This is a genomic window from Zobellella endophytica (assembly GCF_003012775.1).
Lineage (GTDB): Bacteria > Pseudomonadota > Gammaproteobacteria > Enterobacterales > Aeromonadaceae > Oceanimonas > Oceanimonas endophytica.
Genome location: NZ_PXYG01000010.1, coordinates 43,194 through 64,354 on the forward strand (window position 1 = coordinate 43,194; position 21,161 = coordinate 64,354).

16 protein-coding genes and 1 tRNA gene are annotated in these 21,161 nt (G+C 61.1%); 16 read left to right on the plus strand and 1 reads right to left on the minus strand.

Features of this window, described 5'->3' with window-relative positions; translation table 11 throughout:
* Positions 1-69: 69 nt before the first annotated feature.
* From tuf to cysG, 16 genes are all read left to right on the plus strand, one after another.
* Entirely contained in the window at positions 70-1,254 is a 1,185-nt protein-coding gene (gene tuf, locus C7H85_RS17380; RefSeq protein ID WP_106730974.1) for an elongation factor Tu, read from the plus strand.
* Positions 1,255-1,306: 52 nt separating this feature from the next.
* Positions 1,307-1,383 (plus strand) — tRNA-Trp (locus tag C7H85_RS17385).
* A gap of 64 nt (positions 1,384-1,447) precedes the next feature.
* Complete coding sequence (gene secE, locus C7H85_RS17390; protein ID WP_106730975.1) at positions 1,448-1,819, plus strand: preprotein translocase subunit SecE; 372 nt, start codon at positions 1,448-1,450, stop codon at positions 1,817-1,819.
* Between the two features lie 9 nt (positions 1,820-1,828).
* Positions 1,829-2,371 carry a transcription termination/antitermination protein NusG gene (gene nusG, locus C7H85_RS17395; RefSeq protein WP_106730976.1) on the plus strand — a complete coding sequence of 181 codons (543 nt, stop codon included), beginning with the start codon at positions 1,829-1,831 and terminating at the stop codon, positions 2,369-2,371.
* 130 nt (positions 2,372-2,501) lie between these two features.
* Positions 2,502-2,930: a 50S ribosomal protein L11 gene (rplK, locus tag C7H85_RS17400; protein ID WP_106730977.1), complete on the plus strand. Its 429-nt coding sequence runs from the start codon at positions 2,502-2,504 to the stop codon at positions 2,928-2,930.
* Positions 2,931-2,934: 4 nt separating this feature from the next.
* On the plus strand, positions 2,935-3,633 hold the full coding sequence (rplA, locus tag C7H85_RS17405; RefSeq protein ID WP_106730978.1) for a 50S ribosomal protein L1: 699 nt from the start codon (positions 2,935-2,937) through the stop codon (positions 3,631-3,633).
* 237 nt (positions 3,634-3,870) lie between these two features.
* Complete coding sequence (gene rplJ, locus C7H85_RS17410) at positions 3,871-4,374, plus strand: 50S ribosomal protein L10 (RefSeq protein WP_106730979.1); 504 nt, start codon at positions 3,871-3,873, stop codon at positions 4,372-4,374.
* A gap of 54 nt (positions 4,375-4,428) precedes the next feature.
* Positions 4,429-4,794: a 50S ribosomal protein L7/L12 gene (rplL, locus tag C7H85_RS17415; RefSeq protein ID WP_106730980.1), complete on the plus strand. Its 366-nt coding sequence runs from the start codon at positions 4,429-4,431 to the stop codon at positions 4,792-4,794.
* Between the two features lie 224 nt (positions 4,795-5,018).
* The gene (rpoB, locus tag C7H85_RS17420) at positions 5,019-9,047 is read left to right on the plus strand and encodes a DNA-directed RNA polymerase subunit beta (protein WP_106730981.1); all 4,029 of its coding nucleotides are present in this window, start codon (positions 5,019-5,021) and stop codon (positions 9,045-9,047) included.
* Between the two features lie 85 nt (positions 9,048-9,132).
* Positions 9,133-13,344: a DNA-directed RNA polymerase subunit beta' gene (gene rpoC, locus C7H85_RS17425; protein ID WP_106730982.1), complete on the plus strand. Its 4,212-nt coding sequence runs from the start codon at positions 9,133-9,135 to the stop codon at positions 13,342-13,344.
* Between the two features lie 150 nt (positions 13,345-13,494).
* Positions 13,495-13,947 carry a copper chaperone PCu(A)C gene (locus C7H85_RS17430; RefSeq protein ID WP_158260117.1) on the plus strand — a complete coding sequence of 151 codons (453 nt, stop codon included), beginning with the start codon at positions 13,495-13,497 and terminating at the stop codon, positions 13,945-13,947.
* Between the two features lie 122 nt (positions 13,948-14,069).
* Positions 14,070-15,872, plus strand: a complete 1,803-nt coding sequence (locus tag C7H85_RS17435; protein ID WP_106730984.1) for an assimilatory sulfite reductase (NADPH) flavoprotein subunit — start codon at positions 14,070-14,072, stop codon at positions 15,870-15,872.
* Positions 15,873-15,874: 2 nt separating this feature from the next.
* Positions 15,875-17,566, plus strand: coding sequence for an assimilatory sulfite reductase (NADPH) hemoprotein subunit (gene cysI / locus C7H85_RS17440; protein WP_106730985.1), 1,692 nt, complete (start codon positions 15,875-15,877; stop codon positions 17,564-17,566).
* Positions 17,556-18,323: a phosphoadenylyl-sulfate reductase gene (locus C7H85_RS17445; RefSeq protein ID WP_106730986.1), complete on the plus strand. Its 768-nt coding sequence runs from the start codon at positions 17,556-17,558 to the stop codon at positions 18,321-18,323. The genes cysI and C7H85_RS17445 overlap by 11 nt, the downstream gene beginning before the upstream one ends.
* Positions 18,324-18,351: 28 nt before the next feature.
* Positions 18,352-18,753: a CBS domain-containing protein gene (locus C7H85_RS17450; RefSeq protein WP_106730987.1), complete on the plus strand. Its 402-nt coding sequence runs from the start codon at positions 18,352-18,354 to the stop codon at positions 18,751-18,753.
* Positions 18,754-18,845: 92 nt separating this feature from the next.
* Positions 18,846-20,249 (plus strand): siroheme synthase CysG, encoded by a 1,404-nt coding sequence (cysG, locus tag C7H85_RS17455; protein ID WP_106730988.1) that lies wholly within the window; start codon positions 18,846-18,848, stop codon positions 20,247-20,249.
* 9 nt (positions 20,250-20,258) lie between these two features.
* Here cysG and C7H85_RS17460 read toward each other — a convergent pair whose 3' ends face one another.
* A complete protein-coding gene (locus C7H85_RS17460) occupies positions 20,259-21,068 on the minus strand; it encodes a TIGR03899 family protein (RefSeq protein ID WP_106730989.1) in 810 nt (269 codons plus the stop codon).
* Between the last annotated feature and the right edge of the window lie 93 nt (positions 21,069-21,161).

A 21,161-nucleotide genomic window follows, 5' to 3' on the forward strand; every position in this document is an offset into this window, starting at 1 on the left:
TTTGTTATATACTTCCTACTTGCGACTCGCGTGGTATAGCTCACCACCCAACCAGTTAGAGGGACGAGCATGTCTAAAGAAAAATTTGAACGTAAAAAACCGCACGTGAACGTCGGCACCATCGGCCACGTTGACCACGGTAAAACGACGCTGACCGCTGCCATCACCAACGTCCTGGCCAAGAAATTCGGTGGTGCCGCCCGCGCGTTCGACCAGATCGACAATGCCCCGGAAGAGAAAGCCCGTGGTATCACCATCGCCGCCTCTCACGTCGAGTACGACACCGAAATCCGTCACTACGCTCACGTTGACTGCCCCGGCCACGCCGACTATGTGAAAAACATGATCACCGGTGCGGCCCAGATGGACGGCGCCATCCTGGTGGTTGCCGCCACCGACGGCCCCATGCCGCAAACCCGCGAGCACATCCTGCTGGCCCGCCAGGTAGGCGTTCCCTACATCGTTGTGTTCATGAACAAGTGCGACATGGTCGACGACGAAGAGCTGCTCGAGCTGGTAGAAATGGAAGTGCGCGAACTGCTGTCCGAGTACGACTTCCCGGGCGACGATATTCCGGTTATCCAGGGTTCCGCCCTGAAAGGCCTGGAAGGCGATGCCCAGTGGGAAGAGAAGATCATCGAGCTGGCCAACGCCCTGGATAGCTACATCCCCGAGCCCGAGCGTGCCATCGACGGTGCCTTCCTGATGCCGATCGAAGACGTGTTCTCCATCCAGGGTCGTGGCACCGTGGTCACCGGCCGTGTTGAGCGCGGTATCGTGAAAGTGGGTGACACCATCGAAATCGTCGGTATCAAGGACACCACCAGCACCACTTGTACCGGCGTTGAAATGTTCCGCAAGCTGCTGGACGAAGGTCGTGCCGGTGAGAACATCGGTGCCCTGCTGCGTGGTACCAAGCGTGAAGACGTTGAGCGTGGTCAGGTGCTGGCCAAGCCCGGCTCCATCAAGCCGCACACCCAGTTCGAGTCCGAAGTGTACGTACTGTCCAAGGAAGAAGGTGGTCGTCACACCCCGTTCTTCAAGGGCTACCGCCCGCAGTTCTACTTCCGTACCACCGATGTGACCGGTACCATCGAACTGCCGGAAGGTGTCGAGATGGTGATGCCGGGTGACAACATCAAGATGGTGGTCAACCTGATCGCGCCCATCGCGATGGAAGAGGGTCTTCGATTCGCCATCCGTGAAGGTGGCCGTACCGTTGGTGCTGGCGTTGTAGCCAAAATCATCGAGTAATAGCGCTTACAATCGCACCGGAAAGCCCCTATAATAGGGGCTTTCTTGTATTAGGGGCGTAGTTCCAATTGGTAGAACGGCGGTCTCCAAAACCGACGGTTGGGGGTTCGAGTCCCTCCGCCCCTGCCACCCACCTCGCCAACAGCGGGGCTTTTGTGTCTGTAACGGACTCAAGTTTATAAACAGGTAGCTTATGAGTGCAAACGCTGAGAGCCAGGGCGGGGCCAAAGACACCCTGCTGTGGGGTCTGGTTTTCATTATCTTGATTGCGGCCGTGGTCGCCAACTATCTCTATAGTGATCTGGCAGTATTTATTCGTGCGGCTGGCGTGGTCGTGGCCGTAGGTATCGCCGGTGCGCTGGCCTATCAGACCCAGAAAGGCAAGAGCAGCTTCGCCTTTGCCCGGGAGTCTCGTCTGGAAATGCGCAAGGTCGTCTGGCCGACGCGTCAGGAAGCCATCCAGACCACGCTGATCGTATTGGCCGTCACCGCACTGGTTGGCCTCTTCCTGTTTTTGCTGGATGGCCTGCTGGTATGGCTGGTCAATCTGGTTACCGGAGTATAAGGATAAGCCATGTCAGAACAAAGAATGCGTTGGTATGTGGTCCAGGCGTTTTCCGGATATGAAGGTCGCGTCGCCAAGTCGCTGCGCGAGCATATCAAGATGCACGGCATGGAAGATCAGTTCGGCGAAGTGCTGGTACCCACCGAAGAAGTGGTGGAAATGCGCGCCGGCCAGAAGCGCAAGAGCGAACGCAAGTTCTTCCCCGGCTACGTGCTGGTGCAGATGCAGATGAACGACGGCACCTGGCACCTGGTGCGCAGCATCCCGCGGGTGATGGGCTTTATCGGCGGCACCCCCGAACGCCCTGCACCGATCTCCGACAAGGAAGCCGATGCCATCCTCAATCGTCTGCAGGACGCGGTGGACAAGCCGAAACCCAAGACCCTGTTCGAGCCGGGTGAGGTGGTGCGGGTGTCCGACGGTCCCTTCGCCGATTTCAACGGCGTGGTGGAAGAAGTGGACTACGAAAAGAGCCGGGTCAAGGTGTCGGTGCTGATCTTCGGCCGCTCTACTCCGGTAGAGCTGGAGTTTGGGCAGGTGGAAAAAACCTGAGCGAAATTCAGCCATAAAACTTGCGAGGGGCGGCAAATCACACTACAATTTGCCGCCCTTTTATCATTGGGGAGCCGTTAGAGGAGTACTGCTCCGAGGCGCTAACACCCATTTTTGAGGTAATTTTCAAATGGCTAAAAAAGTACAAGCCTACATCAAGCTGCAAGTCGCAGCCGGTGCAGCTAACCCGAGTCCGCCCGTTGGTCCTGCCCTGGGTCAGCATGGTGTTAACATCATGGAATTCTGTAAGGCGTTCAACGCCCGTACCGAAAGCCTGGAAAAAGGCGCGCCGACTCCGGTGATCATCACTGTCTACAGTGACCGCTCCTTCACCTTCGAAACCAAGACCCCGCCCGCCGCCTTCCTGCTGAAGAAAGCGGCCGGCGTCAAGTCCGGTTCCGGCAAGCCCAACAAAGAGAAAGTGGGTACCGTTACCCGTGCTCAGTTGGAAGAAATTGCCAAGACCAAAGAGCCGGACATGACCGGCGCTGACGTTGACGCCCGCGTGCGTTGCCTCGAAGGTTCTGCCCGTTCCATGGGCCTGGTAGTGGAGGGCTAAGACAATGGCAAAACTGACCAAGCGTATGCGCACCATCCGTGAGCGTGTGAACGCCACCAAAGATTATGACATCAACGAAGCCATCGCCCTGCTGAAAGAACTGGCCACCGCCAAGTTTGTTGAGAGCATCGATGTGGCCGTTAACCTGGGTATCGACGCCCGTAAATCCGACCAGAACGTGCGTGGCGCCACCGTGCTGCCCCACGGTACCGGTCGTGACGTGCGCGTGGCCGTGTTCGCCCAGGGCGCCAACGCCGAGGCCGCCAAGGCCGCCGGTGCCGACTTGGTCGGCATGGACGACCTGGCCGACCAGGTGAAGAAAGGCGAGATGAACTTTGACGTGGTGATCGCCTCTCCGGACGCGATGCGCGTCGTGGGCCAACTGGGCCAGATCCTGGGCCCGCGTGGCCTGATGCCGAACCCGAAAGTGGGTACCGTTACCCCGAACGTGGCCGAAGCCGTGCAAAACGCCAAGGCCGGTCAGGTGCGTTACCGTAACGACAAGAACGGTATCATCCACACCACCATCGGCAAGGTTGATTTCGACAACGACAAGCTGAAAGGCAACCTGGAGTCCCTGCTGGCCGCGCTGAAGCGTGCCAAGCCGGCTTCCTCCAAAGGCCAGTACATCAAGAAGGTGAGCCTGTCCACCACCATGGGCGCCGGCGTATCCATCGAGCAGTCAAGCCTGGATGTTGCTTAATTAAGCGTTTACAAGGCGCGGCAATTCTCGTAGAATTTCGCGCCTTGTTATTTGGTTGGGGGCTTCGACTCCCGTCCAAGACCGCTGGAGCCTCCGGGCTTAATCTTCCAGCGTAGATGGTGCCGGGACCCAGTTAGAAAGCATTCCTTTCTTCTGGAATCTGCCACCTTGGTGCCTCGATTCCGAGGCGTGTGTTTAATCTGGGAATTTCCCAGGTGGAATCCAGGAGTTTAGCCAATGGCATTAAGACTCGACGACAAAAAAGCAATTGTTGCTGAAGTCAACGAAGCTGCCAAGGGCGCCCTGTCTGCAGTCGTTGCCGATTCTCGCGGCGTGACTGTGGCTGCCATGACCACCCTGCGCAAGCAAGCCCGTGACAACGGTATCTACCTCAAGGTAGTCCGTAACACCCTGGCTCGCCTGGCAGTGGAAGAGACCAACTACGAATGCCTGAAAGAGGTATTTGTTGGTCCGACCCTGATCGCGTTTTCCAACGAACACCCGGGCGCTGCCGCTCGTCTGTTCAAGGACTTTGCCAAAGAGCAGAGCGCGTTTGAGGTGAAGGGTCTGGCGTACGAGGGCGAATTTATCCCCGCAGCCCAAATTGACCGCCTCGCCAAGCTGCCGACTTACGACGAAGCAATTGCGAAGCTGATGGCGACCATGAAAGAAGCCTCCGCTGGCAAGCTGGTTCGTACTTTTGCTGCCCTGCGCGACAAGAAAGAAGCCGAAGCCGCCTAAGGCGTATTTGGCTGCTTGATTACCGTATACTTCAGAACATTAGGAATTTGAGTCATGTCTATCACTAAAGACCAAATCATCGAAGCCGTTGCAGAAATGTCTGTAATGCAGGTTGTTGAACTGATCGAAGCCATGGAAGAGAAGTTCGGCGTTTCTGCCGCCGCTGCCGTTGCCGTTGCTGGCGATGCTGCCGCTGCCGTAGAAGAGCAGACCGAATTTGACGTCATGCTGACCGCTGCCGGCGCCAACAAGGTTGCCGTTATCAAAGCCGTTCGTGGCGCCACCGGTCTGGGCCTGAAAGAAGCCAAGGCACTGGTTGAAGCTGCTCCGACTGCCGTTAAAGAGCAACTGAGCAAAGGCGAAGCCGAAGCACTGAAGAAAGAACTCGAAGAAGCCGGTGCTTCTGTTGAGCTCAAATAAGCTAGACTATAGCTTAGCGGCCTGAGCAATCGGGCTAGGGCTGGTGAATCTTTATTCACCGGCCCTTTTGCGCTGTGGGATGAGGGGAATTTTCACACCGTTTGCGCCCCTTGTTGTACCAGCCACCGGGTTTTGTCGAGAGACCCGGTCTGACAAAAAACGGTGTTTTTAGAGCTGTCCCATTTGGACAGAGTGGGTCACTTATCAGCGAGCTGAGGAACCCTATGGTTTACTCTTACACAGAGAAAAAACGCATTCGTAAGGACTTCGGTAAGCGTGACCAGGTCTTGGACACGCCTTACCTGCTGTCAATCCAGCTTGACTCCTTCAAACAGTTTATTGAAGCAGATCCTCAAGGCGAGTACGGCCTGGAAGCGGCTTTCCGCAGCGTTTTCCCTATCACTAGCTATTCTGGCACTGCCGAGCTGCAGTATGTCAGCTATCGCCTGGGTGAGCCCGTATTTGACGTGCAGGAATGTCAAATCCGCGGCGTGACTTATTCGGCGCCGCTGCGCGTCAAGTTGCGCATGGTGCTGTACGACAGAGAAGCCGCCGCCGGCACTGTCAAGGACATCAAAGAGCAAGAAGTCTACATGGGCGAAATCCCGCTCATGACTGAGAACGGTACCTTTGTCATCAACGGTACCGAGCGGGTAATCGTCTCCCAGCTGCACCGCAGCCCGGGTGTGTTTTTCGATCACGATCGCGGCAAGACCCACTCCTCCGGCAAGGTCCTGTATAACGCTCGCGTGATCCCCTACCGTGGTTCCTGGCTCGATTTCGAATTCGATCCCAAAGACAACCTCTTCGTGCGTATCGATCGTCGCCGCAAGCTGCCGGCGTCCATTATCCTGCGCGCGCTCGATTTCACCACCGAAGACATCCTCGCCACCTTCTTCGACACCACCCGGTTCGAAGTGGTCGATGGCAAGCTGATGATGGAGCTCAAGCCCGAGCGCCTGCGCGGTGAAACCGCCTCTTTCGACATCGTGATCGATGGCGAAACCGTGGTGGAAACCGGTCGTCGCATCACCGCCCGCCATATCCGCCAACTGGAAAAGGCCGGCGTAGAGCAGATTGAAGTGCCGGTGGAATACGCCGTCGGCAAGGTATCGGCCAAGGACTACATCAACGCCGATACCGGTGAAGTGATCGTCGCCGCCAACAGCGAGCTGAGCCTGGAAAACCTGGCCAACCTGTCTGTGGCCGGCTTCAAGCAGTTCGAGACCCTGTTCACCAATGAACTGGATCACGGCGCCTACATGTCCGAGACCCTGCGCATCGATTCCGCCTCCAGCCGCCTCGAGGCGCTGGTGGAAATCTACCGCATGATGCGTCCCGGCGAGCCGCCCACCCGCGAAGCGGCCGAGACCCTGTTCGAGAACCTGTTCTTCTCCGAAGACCGCTACGACCTGTCCACCGTGGGCCGGATGAAGTTCAACCGGCGCCTGTTCCGGGAAGAGCTGAATGGTCCGGGTACCCTGACCAAGTCCGACGTCGTCGACGTGATGAAGCAGCTGATCGCCATCCGTAACGGCAACGACGAAGTGGACGATATCGACCACCTGGGCAACCGTCGCATCCGCTCCGTCGGCGAAATGGCCGAGAACCAGTTCCGTGTCGGCCTGGTGCGGGTCGAGCGCGCGGTGAAAGAGCGCCTGTCGCTGGGCGATCTGGATACCCTGATGCCCCAGGATCTGATCAACGCCAAGCCGATTTCGGCGGCGGTGAAGGAGTTCTTCGGCTCCAGCCAGCTGTCCCAGTTCATGGACCAGAACAACCCGCTGTCGGAAGTGACCCACAAGCGCCGTATCTCGGCCCTGGGCCCGGGCGGCCTGACCCGTGAGCGCGCCGGCTTCGAAGTGCGCGACGTACACCCGACGCACTACGGTCGTCTGTGTCCGATCGAGACCCCTGAAGGTCCGAACATCGGTCTGATCAACTCCCTGGCCTGCTATTCCCGCACCAACGAGTACGGTTTCCTCGAGACCCCGTACCGGCGGGTGGTGGACGGCAAGATCACCGACGAGGTGGATTACCTGTCCGCCATCGAGGAAGGCCACTTTGTGATCGCCCAGGCCAACGCGGCCACCGATGAAGAAGGCCGTCTGCTGGACGAGCTGGTACCGTCCCGTCACAAGGGCGAAGCGACCTACATGAACGCGGATCAGGTCCAGTACATGGACGTGAGCCCGCAGCAGATCGTCTCCGTTGCCGCCTCGCTGATCCCCTTCCTCGAGCACGATGACGCCAACCGGGCCCTGATGGGGTCGAACATGCAACGTCAGGCGGTGCCGACCCTGAAGGCGGACAAGCCGCTGGTAGGCACCGGTATCGAGCGTGCCGTGGCGGTCGACTCCGGGGTGACCGTGGTCGCCAAGCGCGGTGGTGTGGTCGACTACGTTGATGCCTCCCGCATCGTGGTCAAGGTCAACGAGGAAGAGATGCTGCCCGGCGAAGCCGGTATCGACATCTACAACCTGACCAAGTACACCCGTTCCAACCAGAACACCTGCATCAACCAGCGTCCCTGCGTGATGCCGGGCGAGCTGGTGATGGGTGGCGACGTGCTGGCCGACGGCCCGTCCACCGACCTGGGCGAACTGGCCCTGGGGCAGAACCTGCGTGTGGCCTTCATGCCCTGGAACGGCTACAACTTCGAAGACTCCATCCTGCTCAGCGAGCGGGTGGTGATGGAAGATCGCCTGACCACCATCCATATCCAGGAGCTGTCCTGTATCTCCCGCGACACCAAGCTGGGTCCGGAAGAGATCACCGCCGACATCCCCAACGTGGGTGAGGCCGCGCTGAGCAAGCTGGACGAGTCCGGCATCGTTTACGTGGGCGCGGAAGTGAAGCCCGGTGACATCCTGGTCGGCAAGGTGACGCCGAAAGGTGAAACCCAGCTGACCCCGGAAGAGAAGCTGCTGCGCGCCATCTTCGGCGAGAAGGCGTCCGACGTGAAGGACTCTTCGCTGCGGGTGCCCAATTCCGTGTACGGTACCGTGATCGACGTGCAGGTCTTCACCCGCGACGGCGTGGAGAAGGACAAGCGCGCCCAGGACATCGAGCAGATGCAGCTCAAGCAGGCCAAGAAAGACCTGACCGAAGAGTTCAGCATCCTCGAGGACGGCATCTTCGCCCGTGCCCGTTCCGTGCTGATCGCCGCCGGCCTGAGTGCCGACAAGGTCGAGAAGATGGCCAACGGCAAGCTGCTGGAACAGGCGGTGGACGACGAAGGCAAGCAGATCGAGCTGGAGCAGATCGCCGAGCAGTATGCCGAGCTGAAGGCCGACTTCGACAAGAAGTTCGAGAACAAGCGGCGCAAGATCACCCAGGGTGATGATCTGGCCCCGGGCGTGCTGAAGATCGTCAAGGTCTACCTGGCGGTGAAACGTCGCATCCAGCCCGGCGACAAGATGGCCGGTCGTCACGGTAACAAGGGGGTTATCTCCACCATTGTTCCCATCGAAGACATGCCTCACGACGAATACGGCACCCCGGTCGATATCGTGCTGAACCCGCTGGGCGTACCCTCGCGGATGAACATCGGTCAGATCCTCGAAACCCACATGGGCCTGGCGGCCAAGGGCATCGGCGAGAAGATCGACCGCATGATCAAACAGCAGCAGGAACTGGCCCGGCTGCGCGAATTCATCCAGGAAGTCTACAATCTGGGTGATGGCGTGCGGCAGAAAGTGGACCTGTCCACCTTCTCCGACGCGGAAGTCAAGGTGCTGGCCGAGAACCTGCGCAAGGGGTTGCCGATCGCCACGCCGGCCTTCGACGGTGCCCGCGAGCACGAGATCAAGCGCCTGCTGACCCTGGCGGATCTGCCGGAATCCGGCCAGATCACCCTGTACGACGGTCGTACCGGCAACTCCTTCGAGCGGCCGGTGACCGTGGGCTATATGTATATGCTGAAGTTGAACCACCTGGTGGACGACAAGATGCATGCCCGTTCTACCGGCTCCTACAGTCTGGTAACCCAGCAGCCGCTGGGCGGTAAAGCCCAGTTTGGTGGCCAGCGTTTCGGGGAAATGGAAGTGTGGGCACTGGAAGCATACGGTGCCGCCTATACCCTGCAGGAAATGCTGACCGTCAAGTCGGACGATGTGAACGGCCGTACCAAGATGTACAAGAACATCGTGGATGGCGACCACCGCATGGAGCCGGGCATGCCCGAGTCCTTCAACGTACTGTTGAAGGAAATCCGCTCCCTCGGTATCAACATCGAGCTGGAAGAAAGTTAAGGCGACAGACGGCCTCGGAAATAACGGCGCCCCTTTTCTTCAGGGGAGGGGGGCGCCCAGGTAGAACTCCTCACAGGAGACTAACGTGAAAGACTTGCTTAAGTTTTTGAAAGCGCAGAGTAAGACTGAAGAGTTTGACGGTATCAAAATCGCGCTGGCGTCGCCGGACATGATCCGCTCTTGGTCCTATGGCGAAGTCAAGAAGCCGGAGACCATCAACTACCGTACCTTCAAGCCGGAGCGTGACGGCCTTTTCTGCGCCCGGATCTTCGGTCCGGTCAAGGACTACGAGTGTTTGTGCGGCAAGTACAAGCGCCTCAAGCACCGCGGCGTGATCTGCGAGAAGTGTGGCGTTGAAGTTACCCAGACCAAGGTGCGTCGTGAGCGCATGGGTCACATCGAGCTGGCCAGCCCGGTGGCTCATATCTGGTTTTTGAAATCCTTGCCGAGCCGTATCGGCCTGCTGCTGGACATGACCCTGCGCGATATCGAGCGGGTGCTGTATTTCGAATCCTATGTGGTGATCGAGCCGGGCATGACCAACCTGGAGCGTAGCCAGATGCTGTCTGAAGAACAGTACCTGGATGCGCTGGAAGAGTGGGGCGACGAATTCGACGCCAAGATGGGTGCCGAAGCCGTACTGTCCCTGCTGCGTGCCATCGATCTGGAAGGCGAGATCAATACCATGCGCGAGGAGCTGGATTCCACCAACTCCGAAACCAAGCGCAAGAAGATCACCAAGCGTCTCAAGCTGATGGAAGCCTTCCACTTCTCCGGCAACAAGCCCGAGTGGATGGTGATGACGGTGCTGCCGGTGCTGCCGCCGGACCTGCGTCCGCTGGTACCGCTGGACGGCGGCCGCTTCGCGACCTCGGATCTGAACGATCTGTATCGCCGGGTGATCAACCGCAACAACCGTTTGAAGCGCCTGCTGGACTTGGCCGCGCCGGACATCATAGTGCGCAACGAGAAGCGGATGTTGCAGGAGTCGGTAGACGCCCTGCTGGACAACGGCCGTCGTGGCCGCGCCATCACCGGTTCCAACAAGCGCCCGCTGAAATCCCTGGCCGACATGATCAAGGGTAAGCAGGGCCGTTTCCGTCAGAACCTGCTGGGCAAGCGGGTTGACTACTCCGGTCGTTCGGTGATCACCGTGGGTCCGACCCTGCGCCTGCATCAGTGCGGCCTGCCCAAGAAGATGGCGCTCGAACTGTTCAAGCCCTTCATCTACGGCAAGCTGGAATCCCGCGGCCTGGCCACCACCATCAAGGCGGCCAAGAAGATGGTGGAACGCGAGGAAGCCGTGGTCTGGGATATCCTGGACGACGTGATCCGCGAGCACCCGGTGCTGCTGAACCGGGCGCCGACCCTGCACCGTCTGGGTATCCAGGCGTTCGAGCCGGTGCTGATCGAAGGCAAGGCCATCCAGCTGCACCCCCTGGTGTGTGCGGCCTACAACGCCGACTTCGACGGTGACCAGATGGCGGTCCACGTGCCGCTGACCCTGGAAGCCCAGCTCGAAGCCCGCGCGCTGATGATGTCCACCAACAACATACTGTCACCCGCCAACGGCGAGCCGATCATAGTCCCGTCCCAGGACGTGGTATTGGGTCTGTATTACATGACCCGGGAAAAGATCAACGGCAAGGGCGAAGGCATGCTGCTGACCAGCGCGAAAGAGGCCGAGAAGGTCTATCGTGCCGGCCACGCTGAGCTGCACGCCCGGGTCAAGGTGCGTATCACCGACTTCGAGAAGATGGAAGACGGCAGCGTGGTGGAAAAAACCGCCATCCGCGACACCACCATCGGCCGCGCTATCCTCAGCCTGATCGTGCCCAAGGGCCTGCCCTTCGGCATGATCGATCAGGCCATGGGCAAGAAGCAGATCTCCCGCCTGCTGAACGGCTGTTACCGCCGGTTGGGCCTGAAAGATACCGTTATCTTCGCCGACCAGCTGATGTACACCGGTTTCCACTACGCCACCCTGTCCGGCGTGTCCGTCGGCATCAACGACATGGTGATCCCGGATGCCAAGAAGAACATCATCGACGAGGCGGAAGCCGAAGTAACCGAGATCCAGGACCAGTTCCAGTCCGGTCTGGTGACCGCCGGCGAGCGCTACAACAAGGTTATCGACATCTGGGCCAGTGCCAACGAGCGGGTGTCCAAGGCGATGATGGAAAACCTGTCGAAGGACACGGTGATCAACCGCGACGGCCAGGAAGAGCTGCAGGATTCCTTCAACAGTATCTTCATGATGGCCGACTCCGGCGCCCGGGGCAGCGCGGCGCAGATCCGTCAGCTGGCCGGTATGCGGGGCCTGATGGCCAAGCCGGACGGCTCCATCATCGAAACCCCGATCATCGCCAACTTCCGTGAAGGCCTGAACGTACTGCAGTACTTCATCTCCACCCACGGTGCCCGTAAGGGTCTGGCGGATACGGCGCTGAAGACCGCCAACTCCGGTTACCTGACCCGCCGTCTGGTGGACGTGGCCCAGGATTTGGTGATCACCACCGACGATTGCGGTACCCACGAAGGTCTGTGGATGACCCCGCTGATCGAAGGCGGTGACGTGGTCGAGCCGCTGCGCGAGCGCGTGCTGGGCCGGGTGGTGGCCGAAGACGTGATCAAGCCGGCCACCGAAGAGGAAGTGCTGGTGGCGCGCAACACCCTGCTCGACGAGAAATGGTGTGACATCCTCGAGACCAACTCGGTCGACCGGGTGAAAGTGCGCTCCGTGATCACCTGTGACAACGACCACGGCGTCTGCGCCCACTGTTACGGTCGCGATCTGGCCCGTGGCCACCTGGTCAACCAGGGTGAAGCGGTCGGTGTTATCGCCGCCCAGTCCATCGGTGAACCGGGCACCCAGCTGACCATGCGTACCTTCCACATCGGTGGTGCGGCATCGCGGGCGGCGGCCGAGAGCAGCATCCAGGTCAAGAACAGCGGTACCGTCAAGCTGCAGAATGCCAAGTTCGTGACCAACGCCGACGGCAAGACCGTTATCGTGTCCCGTTCTTCCGAGCTGACCATCATCGACGACATGGGCCAGACCCGGGAAAACCACAAGCTGCCCTACGGCGCCCTGCTGGAAAAAGCCGACGGCGAAACCGTGCAGGCCGGCCAGGTAGTAGCCAACTGGGATCCGCACACCCACCCCATCGTCACCGAGGTGGCGGGCCGCATCAAGTTCATCGACATGATCGACGGCGTGACCATCAGCCGCCAGACCGACGAACTGACCGGTCTGTCCAGCATCGTGGTGATGGACGTGAACGAGCGTCCCAGCGCCGGTAAGGAACTGCGTCCGACCGTGAAGCTGGTCGACGAAGCCGGCAAGGATGTGTTCATCCCCGGTACCGACCTGGCGGCCCTGTACTTCCTGCCCGGTCGTGCCATCGTCAGCCTGGAAGACGGTGCCCAGCTCAACGTGGGTGACGCCCTGGCGCGTATCCCGCAGGAGTCCGGCGGTACCAAGGACATCACCGGTGGTCTGCCGCGGGTTGCCGACCTGTTCGAAGCCCGCCAGCCGAAAGAGCCGGCCATCCTGGCCGAGGTATCCGGCACCATTTCCTTTGGCAAGGAAACCAAGGGCAAGCGCCGCCTGGTGATCACGCCGCTGGAAGGGGGCAATGCCTACGAAGAGATGATCCCGAAATGGCGTCACCTCAACGTGTTCGAAGGTGAAAAGGTCGAAAAGGGCGAAGTACTGGCCGACGGCCCGGAATCTCCCCACGATATCCTGCGTCTGCGCGGTATCAGCCCGGTGGCGAACTACATCGTCAACGAGGTGCAGGAGGTTTACCGTCTGCAGGGCGTCAAGATCAACGACAAGCACATCGAGACCATCGTCCGTCAGATGCTGCGTCGTGCCGAGATCATGAACTCCGGGGACTCCGACTTCATCGAAGGCGAACAGGCCGAAGTGGTGCGCATCCGCCAGGCCAACCGGGCGCTGGAAGCCGAGGGCAAGCGCCTGATCGGCTACCGCCATGTGCTGATGGGCATCACCAAGGCGTCACTGAGCACCGAATCCTTCATCTCGGCGGCGTCCTTCCAGGAAACCACCCGGGTGCTGACCGAGGCGGCCGTCTCCGGCAAGGTAGACGACCTGCGCGGTTTGAAGGAAAACGTGATCGTGGGCCGTCTGGTACCGGCCGGTACCGGTTTTGCCTACCATCAGGGCCGCCAGGCCAAACGTCAGCCGGAGCAGCCGGCACAGATTTCGGCGGACGAAGCCGAGCAAAGTCTGGCCGATCTGCTGAATGCTGCCGGTAGTAACGAAGAATAAGCTATCTCGACTCGCTGATAAGACAAGGGCTCCCGCAAGGGGGCCCTTTTTTCTTGGTCTGCCAGGCGCGGCCCCCCCTGCGCTGGGTCATGGTTTCACCCCGCTCGCTGGGGTAAGCTTGGGCCCTCTTTGCTCCATAAGGATTTCATGATGAAAAAAACCGGCTTGCTGTGTGCGGTGATGTTGCTGAGTGGCGCCGCCTGGGCTCAGGTGACGGTCAGCGAAGGCTATGTGCGGGCGACCCCGCCGATGGGGCCGAACACGGCGGCCTTTATGCAGCTGGAAAATGGCGGCGATCAGGAGCGCATTCTGGTGGCGGTCAGCTCGCCGGCGGCGGAAAAGGTGGAGCTGCACAGCGTGCAGGAGCAGGACGGGGTGATGCAGATGCGGCCGGTGGACGGTATCCCGGTCCCGGCCGGGGGCAAGGTCAGCCTGCAGCCGGGCGGCCTGCATATCATGCTGCTGGGGGTAAAGCAGCCGCTGGCGGAGGAGGACGAGGTTACCCTGGAGCTGCACTGGGACAATGGCGACACCGAGCAACTGACCCTGCCGGTTCGGGATATCCGGGCCCAGATGCAGTACGGGCATGGCCACCAGCATTGACCGGCAGGGCGCGGTGAGCATTGTTATTACTTGGTGATATAAAAAATCATCTTTTATTCTTTATTGTTGTTCGTTGACCTGGCTTAAGCTATCCGCTATCTGGAAAAGTGGAAGGCAAAGTCATGCTTTTAAAGGAACTCGCGGCGGCAGCCAGCCCGCTCAATGAACAACAAGTGCATAAGCTCACTCAGGTGGCTGCCGAGCTGAGTGCAACCCAGCTGGCCTGGGTCAGCGGTTATTTTTACGGCATCAGCCAGCAGGCCCAGGGTGGTCCCGTGGCCGTGCCTGCGGCCGCCGCCCAGGCGGCCGGCAAGTTGACCATCCTCTACGCTTCACAGACCGGCAACGCCAAGGGCGTGGCCGAGGCGCTCAAGGCCCAGGCCGATGGCGCCGGGGTACAGGCGGAGCTGTTCAACGTGGCCGACTACAAGGTCAAGCAGCTCAAGAAAGAGACCCACGTGCTGATCGTCACCAGCACCAACGGCGAGGGCGAGCCGCCCGATGACGCCATCGAATTCCACAAGCAGTTGAAAACCGGTAAGGTCGGCAAGCTGGACGGCCTGCACTACGGCGTGCTGGCCCTGGGGGATTCTTCCTACGAGTTTTTCTGCCAGACCGGCAAGGACTTCGACGACTACCTGGCCAAGGCCGGAGCCACCCGACTCCTTGAACGCATCGACTGCGACGTGGACTATGAAGGGGCCGCCGAGGGCTGGAACAAGTCCGCGGTGACGTTGCTCAAGGATGCCCTGCAGGTGGAAGCCGCTAACCATACGGTACCGGCCGCCGCCGCCACCCATGGGGTGGCCAGCCTCTACACCAAGAAGAACCCCTTCACCGCCGAACTGGTCACCAACCAGAAGATCACCGGCCGGGATTCCGACAAGGACATCCGCCATATCGAGATCTCCCTGGAAGAATCCGGCCTGACCTATCAGCCCGGTGATGCCCTGGGAGTCTGGTTCGCCAACGACGAATCCCTGGTGGACGCCTTGCTGGCCCAACTGGGCGTGGACGCCGAGGCCAAGGTCAAGGTGGACGAGGAGGTGATCTCCATCCGCGAGGCGCTGATCCATCACTACGAGCTGACCCAGGGCTATGCCAGCTTCGTGCAGGCCTATGCGGAGCTGTCCGGTGCCAAGAAGCTGCAGAAGCTGGCGGAAGACAAGGCCGCCCTGCGCGAGTACTGCGCCAGCCACCAGATCTTGGACATCGCCCGGGAGAAGAAAACCAGGCTCACCGCCGAGCAGCTGCAGAGCGCCCTGCGCCGGCTGACGCCGCGGCTCTATTCCATCGCCTCCTCCCAGGCCGAAGTGGAAGAGGAAGTGCACCTGACCGTGGGTGTGGTGCGCTACGACAGCAAAGGCGAGCCCCGCGCCGGCGGCGCCTCCTCCTTCCTGGCCGACCGGTTGGCCGAGGGCGGCCAGGTGCGGGTGTTCGTGGAGCACAACGACAACTTCCGCCTGCCCGCCGACGACAACACCCCGGTGATCATGGTAGGGCCGGGCACCGGCATCGCCCCCTTCCGCGCCTTTATGCAGGAGCGGGAAGCGCGGGACGCCGAGGGCAAGAACTGGCTGTTCTTCGGCAACCCCCACTTCACCCAGGATTTCCTCTACCAGCTGGAGTGGCAGCGTTACGTCAAGTCCGGCCTGCTGAGCAAGATTTCCCTGGCGTTCAGCCGGGATCAGGCCGAAAAGGTCTACGTGCAGCACAAGCTCAGGCAGCAGGGGGCCGAGGTCTATGCCTGGCTGGAGCAGGGCGCCCATTTCTACGTGTGCGGCGACGCCAACAAGATGGCCAAGGACGTGCACGAGGCCCTGATCGAGCTGGTGGCCGAGCACGGCAACAAGAGCCGTGAGCAGGCCGAAGAATATGTCGATGCGCTGCGCAGCGCCAAGCGTTACCAAAGGGATGTTTACTGATTATGAGCGAGCAAAAACTGTCCGATAACGAACGCCTCAAGGGGCAGAGCAATTTTCTGCGCGGCACCATCACCCAGGATCTGCAGGACGAACTGACCGGCGGCTTCAACGGCGACAACTTCATGCTGATCCGTTTCCACGGCATGTACCAGCAGGACGACCGCGATATCCGCAACGAGCGCACCGCCCAGAAGCTGGAGCCGCTGCACAACGTCATGCTGCGCGCCCGCCTGCCCGGTGGCATTATCACCCCCGAGCAGTGGCTGGTGATCGACCGGTTCGCGGAAGAAAGCACCATGTACGGCAGCCTCCGCCTGACCACCCGCCAGACCTTCCAGTTCCACGGGGTGCTCAAGCGCGACATCAAGCTGATGCACCAGACCCTGAGCAGCACCGGTATCGACTCCATCGCCACCGCCGGCGACGTCAACCGCAACGTGCTGTGCACCAGCAACCCGGTGGAGTCCGAGCTGCACCAGGAGGCCTATGAGTGGGCCAAAAAGATCTCCGAGCACCTGCTGCCCAAGACCCGGGCCTACCTGGAGATCTGGCTGGACGGCGAGCGCCTGGACACCCCGGACGAAGAACCCATCCTGGGCTCCACTTACCTGCCGCGCAAGTTCAAGACCACGGTGGTGATCCCGCCGCAGAACGACGTGGACGTGCACGCCAACGATCTGAACTTCGTGGCCATCGCCGACAACGGCAAGCTGGTGGGCTTCAACGTGCTGGTGGGCGGCGGCCTGGCCATGACCCACGGCGACACCGCCACCTATCCGCGCAAGGCCACCGACTTCGGCTTTATCCCGTTGTCCCACACCCTGGCGGTGGCGGAAGCCGTGGTCACCACCCAGCGTGACATGGGCAACCGGGTCGAGCGCAAGAACGCCAAGACCAAGTACACCCTGGAGCGGGTGGGCGTGGAGGTGTTCAAGGCCGAGGTGGAGAAGCGGGCCGGCATCCAGTTCACCGAGAGCCGTCCCTATGAATTTACCGGCCGCGGCGATCGTTTCGGCTGGGTGGAAGGCATCGACGGCAAGCAGCACCTGACCCTGTTCATCGAAAACGGCCGCATCCTGGACTTCCCGGGCAAGCCGCTTAAGAGCGGCCTGCGTGAAATCGCCAGGGTACACAAGGGCGATTTCCGCCTGACCGCCAACCAGAACCTGATCATCGCCGGCGTGCCCAAGAAGGACAAGGCTAAAATCGAGAAGCTGGCCCGGGCCCACGGGCTGATCGACGACGCGGTGTCCGAGCAGCGCAAGGACTCCATGGCCTGCGTGGCGCTGCCCACCTGCCCGCTGGCGATGGCCGAGGCCGAGCGTTTCCTGCCGGAGTTCGTCACCGAAATAGAAGGGGTGCTGGCCAGGCACGGGGTGACCGACGACAGCATCATCTTCCGGGTCACCGGCTGCCCCAACGGCTGCGGCCGCGCCATGCTGGCCGAGATCGGCCTGGTGGGTAAGGCGCCCGGACGCTATAACCTGCACCTGGGCGGCAATCGGGAAGGGACCCGCATCCCGCGCATGTACAAGGAAAACATCACCGACCGCCAGATCCTGGCCGAGATCGACAGCCTGGTCGGCCGTTGGGCCGCCGAGCGGGAAGCCGGCGAGGGCTTCGGCGACTTCGTGGTGCGTGCCGGCGTGGTGGCGCCGGTGGTGGACTCAGCGAGGGATTTCTATGCCGTATAGTCTGTTACCCAGCCTGGAAGAGCTGAACAGCCTGTCGCGTGCGGATCAAGCGGAGGCCCTGGCCCCGCTTAATCAGGAACTGGCGGCCATGAGCGCATCCGAGCGGGTGCGCTGGGCGCTGGACACCCTGGAAGGAGAGCCGGTGCTCTCCTCCAGCTTCGGGATCCAGGCGGCGGTGATGCTGCATCTGGTGACGCGGGAGAAGCCGGATACCCCGGTGATCCTCACCGATACCGGCTACCTCTTTCCCGAAACCTACCGCTTTATCGACGAGCTGACCGAGCGGCTGAAGCTGAACCTCAGGGTGTACCGGGCCCAGACCTCCGCCGCCTGGCAGGAGGCGCGCTACGGCAAGCTGTGGGAGCAGGGGGTAGAGGGCATCACCCGCTACAACCAGCTCAACAAGGTGGAGCCCATGCAGCGGGCGTTGCGCGAACTCAAGGCCGCGACCTGGTTTTCCGGCCTGCGCCGCAGCCAGTCCGATACCCGGCAGAACATGCAGGTGCTGAGCCTGCAGAATGGCCTGTTCAAGTTCCTGCCGATCATCGACTGGAGCAACAAAGAGGTGCACTATTACCTGAAGGAATTCGACCTGCCCTACCATCCGCTGTGGGAAGAGGGTTATGTGTCGGTGGGGGACGTGCATACCACCGTCAAGTGGGAACCGGGGATGGACGAGGCGGATACCCGTTTCTTTGGTATCAAGCGGGAATGCGGCCTGCACGACATTCCGGAAGCCGACGGCAGCGGTATCTGAGCTGTCGTGCTCCGGACAAGGAGACAAGATGCAGCTACAGGATATCATGACCCGTCGTATCGCCACCGTGCACCAGGACGATCGGTTGGAGGTGGTGAAGGACATTTTTGAACAGGCGCCTTTCCGTCACCTGCTGGTGGTGGATGACGAGGAGCGGTTGTGCGGGGTGATCACCCATGCCGATATGTACCGCGCCCTCAGCCCCTACCTGGCGACCGATGCCGAGCTGGAGCGGGATCGGGACACCCTGCAACGGCGCGCCCATCAGGTGATGAGCCGGGAGCCGGTCACCATCTCATCCGGAGCGACCCTGGCCAGTGCCGCCGGCCTGATGCTGGAGCGTAACATCAGCTGCCTGCCGGTCGTGGACAACCTGCTGCTGCAAGGCGTGGTGTCTTGGAAGGATTTGCTTCGAGTCCTGATTAAATAACCATAAAGCATAAAAAATCATTTTTTAATATTTTGTGGGATAAGCATTTCTGTCTATAGTCGGTCCATACCAACGGATATACGGAACCGGCCATGGAACACCTGCCTCTTTTTATCAAGATACAACATCGCCCCTGCCTGATCGTGGGTGGTGGAGCCGTGGCCGCCCGCAAAGCCCGTTTGCTGCTGGCGCGAGGCGCCCGCCTGACGCTGGTCGCCCCGGCCTTGAGCGGGGAATTGCAGGCCCTGCGCGAGCGTTTCGACTGGCTGCCCGCGACCTTTGCCGAGCATCACCTCGACGGCCAGTTCCTGGTGGTGGCCGCCACCGACAACGCCGAAGTCAACGCCCGTATCTATCAGCTCGCCAACCGGCGTGGCCTGATGGTCAACAAGGCCGATGACAGCAAGCGCTCGGCGGTGATCTTTCCCTCCATCGTCGAACGCTTTCCCCTGCAGGTCGCCTTCAGCACCGGCGGTGGGGCTCCTTGGCTGGCCCGCCTGCTGCGGGCCCGGCTCGATGTCCTGTTGCCCCGGCACTTGGGGGCGCTCGGCCAGGTGGCGGGCAAGCTGCGCCGGCAGGTGCAGCAGGCTTTCGGCAACAGCGATGAACGACGCCGGTTCTGGGCCCGGGTCCAGGACGAGCCGGCGTTGAAGTCCCTGTTGCAGCAACAGGATCAGGCGGGGGCCGAGGCCTGGCTGCGGCAGGCGATGACCGAGCCGGCGGCGGGTGAGGTGATCCTGGTCGGGGCCGGCCCCGGCGATCCGGATCTGCTCACCATCAAGGCGCTGAACGAACTGCAGAAGGCCGACGTGGTGCTGTTCGATCAACTGGTGTCCGAGGAGATACTGGCGCTGATCCGCCCGGAAGCGGAGCGGATCTCGGTGGGCAAGAAGGCCGGTCACCACAGCGTGCCCCAGGAGCAGATCAACCAGTTGCTGGTGGAGCAAGCTCAGGCCGGCAAGCGGGTGGTGCGGCTCAAGGGGGGCGATCCCTTTATGTTCGGCCGCGGTGCTGAGGAATTGCAGACCCTGAAGGCGGCCGGGATCCGCTACCAGGTGGTGCCGGGCATCACCGCCGCCGCCGGTGCCACCGCCTACGCCGGCATTCCCCTGACCCACCGGGACCACGCCCAGAGCGCGGTCTTTATCACCGGCCACTGCAAGCAGGATGGCGAGGAGCCGGACTGGGCCGCATTGGCCAAGGGGCGGCAGACCCTGGTGATCTACATGGGGCTGATGCGGGCGAGCCATATCCGGCGGCAGCTGATGCAACAGGGTCTGGATGGCGCCACGCCGGTGGCGCTGATCGAACGGGGCACCACGGCGCGGCAGCGGGTGGTCCGGGGGGAGCTCCGGGAGCTGGGCGAGCTGGCGGAGCGGGTGGAAAGCCCGGCGCTGATGGTGATAGGTTCGGTGGCGGCCCTGGCCGATTCCCTGGCCTGGTTCAATACCCGGACCGGGAACGGTTCGGCCGCAGCCATCGGGCGCTGCGGCTAGGCCGCCGGCTTACTCCTGCTGTTCGAGCCGTCCCAGAAAGGCCAGCAGGGTACTCAATTCCTGCAGGTAGTCATCCGGCGTGGGCTCGGACATCAGCCGGGCCAGCTCGTTGCCGATGGCGCTGAAGCGATAATACAGCAGGCGGGTGCCCTTGCGGTGGGGATGCAGCAGCAGCCGGATCGGAGCCAGGTGCAGCTTGAGCTGGGCCATGGCCGCCAGATCGCCGGACTCGAGCTCGGTCTGGTGCAGCAGACCGAGCTCGAACAGCTGCATCAGGCCGGCGTAGGGCAGTCGGTATTTGCCCAGGTTCAGCTTCTGCTGGCGCAGGCCCTGCAGCAGGGTTCTGTGCTGGTAACCGAAGATCAGCCGCAGATTCTCATCCCCGAAATGGCAACTGAGCGCACTGGCCTTCTGCAGTAGCAGGGCATCCTTCTGGGTCATGTTTTTCAGGCAGTTCAGCGCCTGGATGGAACAGTGCCCCGGCCGGGCTATCTCCTGGAGCAGGATGCTGGCCCAGAACTGCTGCATGGCCGGATGACGGATGTTTTCCGCCAGCAGCAGGAAATGACTGAGCCAGTCCGGATCCGGCTCGTTGCCGACCTGATCGGAGGCTTCCTGGTTGGCCAGTGCCATGATGGTCTCGAGATTTTTCTGGCGGGCGGCCTGTTCGAGTTGCCGGCGGATGTTGAAACGGTCGCCGAAACTCTGGGGGGAATCGCCGTGCAGCAGTCCGGCCAGGCCGCGTTGCTCGGCGAGTTGCAACAGCAGGGTCTTGCTGTTTCTGACTTTGTGATCCAGTGCGGCAGGTTTGTGCGCCATCGGCTTCGGCTTTCGATTGTGAATTATGTTGACCCCATGTTAAAATTCACCACCGAATTTTAAAAGGAGCGCCGGATGCAAAAAGGTAAACCC

Excerpts from the sequence above, each read along its gene's own strand:
- C7H85_RS17450 (WP_106730987.1), top strand. The coding sequence starts at position 18,352 with ATGCAGCTACAGGATATCATGACCCGTCGTATCGCCACCGTGCACCAG.
- cysG (WP_106730988.1), top strand. The coding sequence starts at position 18,846 with ATGGAACACCTGCCTCTTTTTATCAAGATACAACATCGCCCCTGCCTG.
- nusG (WP_106730976.1), top strand. The coding sequence starts at position 1,829 with ATGTCAGAACAAAGAATGCGTTGGTATGTGGTCCAGGCGTTTTCCGGA.
- C7H85_RS17445 (WP_106730986.1), top strand. The coding sequence starts at position 17,556 with ATGCCGTATAGTCTGTTACCCAGCCTGGAAGAGCTGAACAGCCTGTCG.
- rplA (WP_106730978.1), top strand. The coding sequence starts at position 2,935 with ATGGCAAAACTGACCAAGCGTATGCGCACCATCCGTGAGCGTGTGAAC.
- C7H85_RS17460 (WP_106730989.1), bottom strand. The coding sequence starts at position 21,068 with ATGGCGCACAAACCTGCCGCACTGGATCACAAAGTCAGAAACAGCAAG.
- C7H85_RS17430 (WP_158260117.1), top strand. The coding sequence starts at position 13,495 with ATGAAAAAAACCGGCTTGCTGTGTGCGGTGATGTTGCTGAGTGGCGCC.
- secE (WP_106730975.1), top strand. The coding sequence starts at position 1,448 with ATGAGTGCAAACGCTGAGAGCCAGGGCGGGGCCAAAGACACCCTGCTG.
- rplL (WP_106730980.1), top strand. The coding sequence starts at position 4,429 with ATGTCTATCACTAAAGACCAAATCATCGAAGCCGTTGCAGAAATGTCT.
- rplJ (WP_106730979.1), top strand. The coding sequence starts at position 3,871 with ATGGCATTAAGACTCGACGACAAAAAAGCAATTGTTGCTGAAGTCAAC.
- cysI (WP_106730985.1), top strand. The coding sequence starts at position 15,875 with ATGAGCGAGCAAAAACTGTCCGATAACGAACGCCTCAAGGGGCAGAGC.
- tuf (WP_106730974.1), top strand. The coding sequence starts at position 70 with ATGTCTAAAGAAAAATTTGAACGTAAAAAACCGCACGTGAACGTCGGC.
- rplK (WP_106730977.1), top strand. The coding sequence starts at position 2,502 with ATGGCTAAAAAAGTACAAGCCTACATCAAGCTGCAAGTCGCAGCCGGT.
- C7H85_RS17435 (WP_106730984.1), top strand. The coding sequence starts at position 14,070 with ATGCTTTTAAAGGAACTCGCGGCGGCAGCCAGCCCGCTCAATGAACAA.
- rpoB (WP_106730981.1), top strand. The coding sequence starts at position 5,019 with ATGGTTTACTCTTACACAGAGAAAAAACGCATTCGTAAGGACTTCGGT.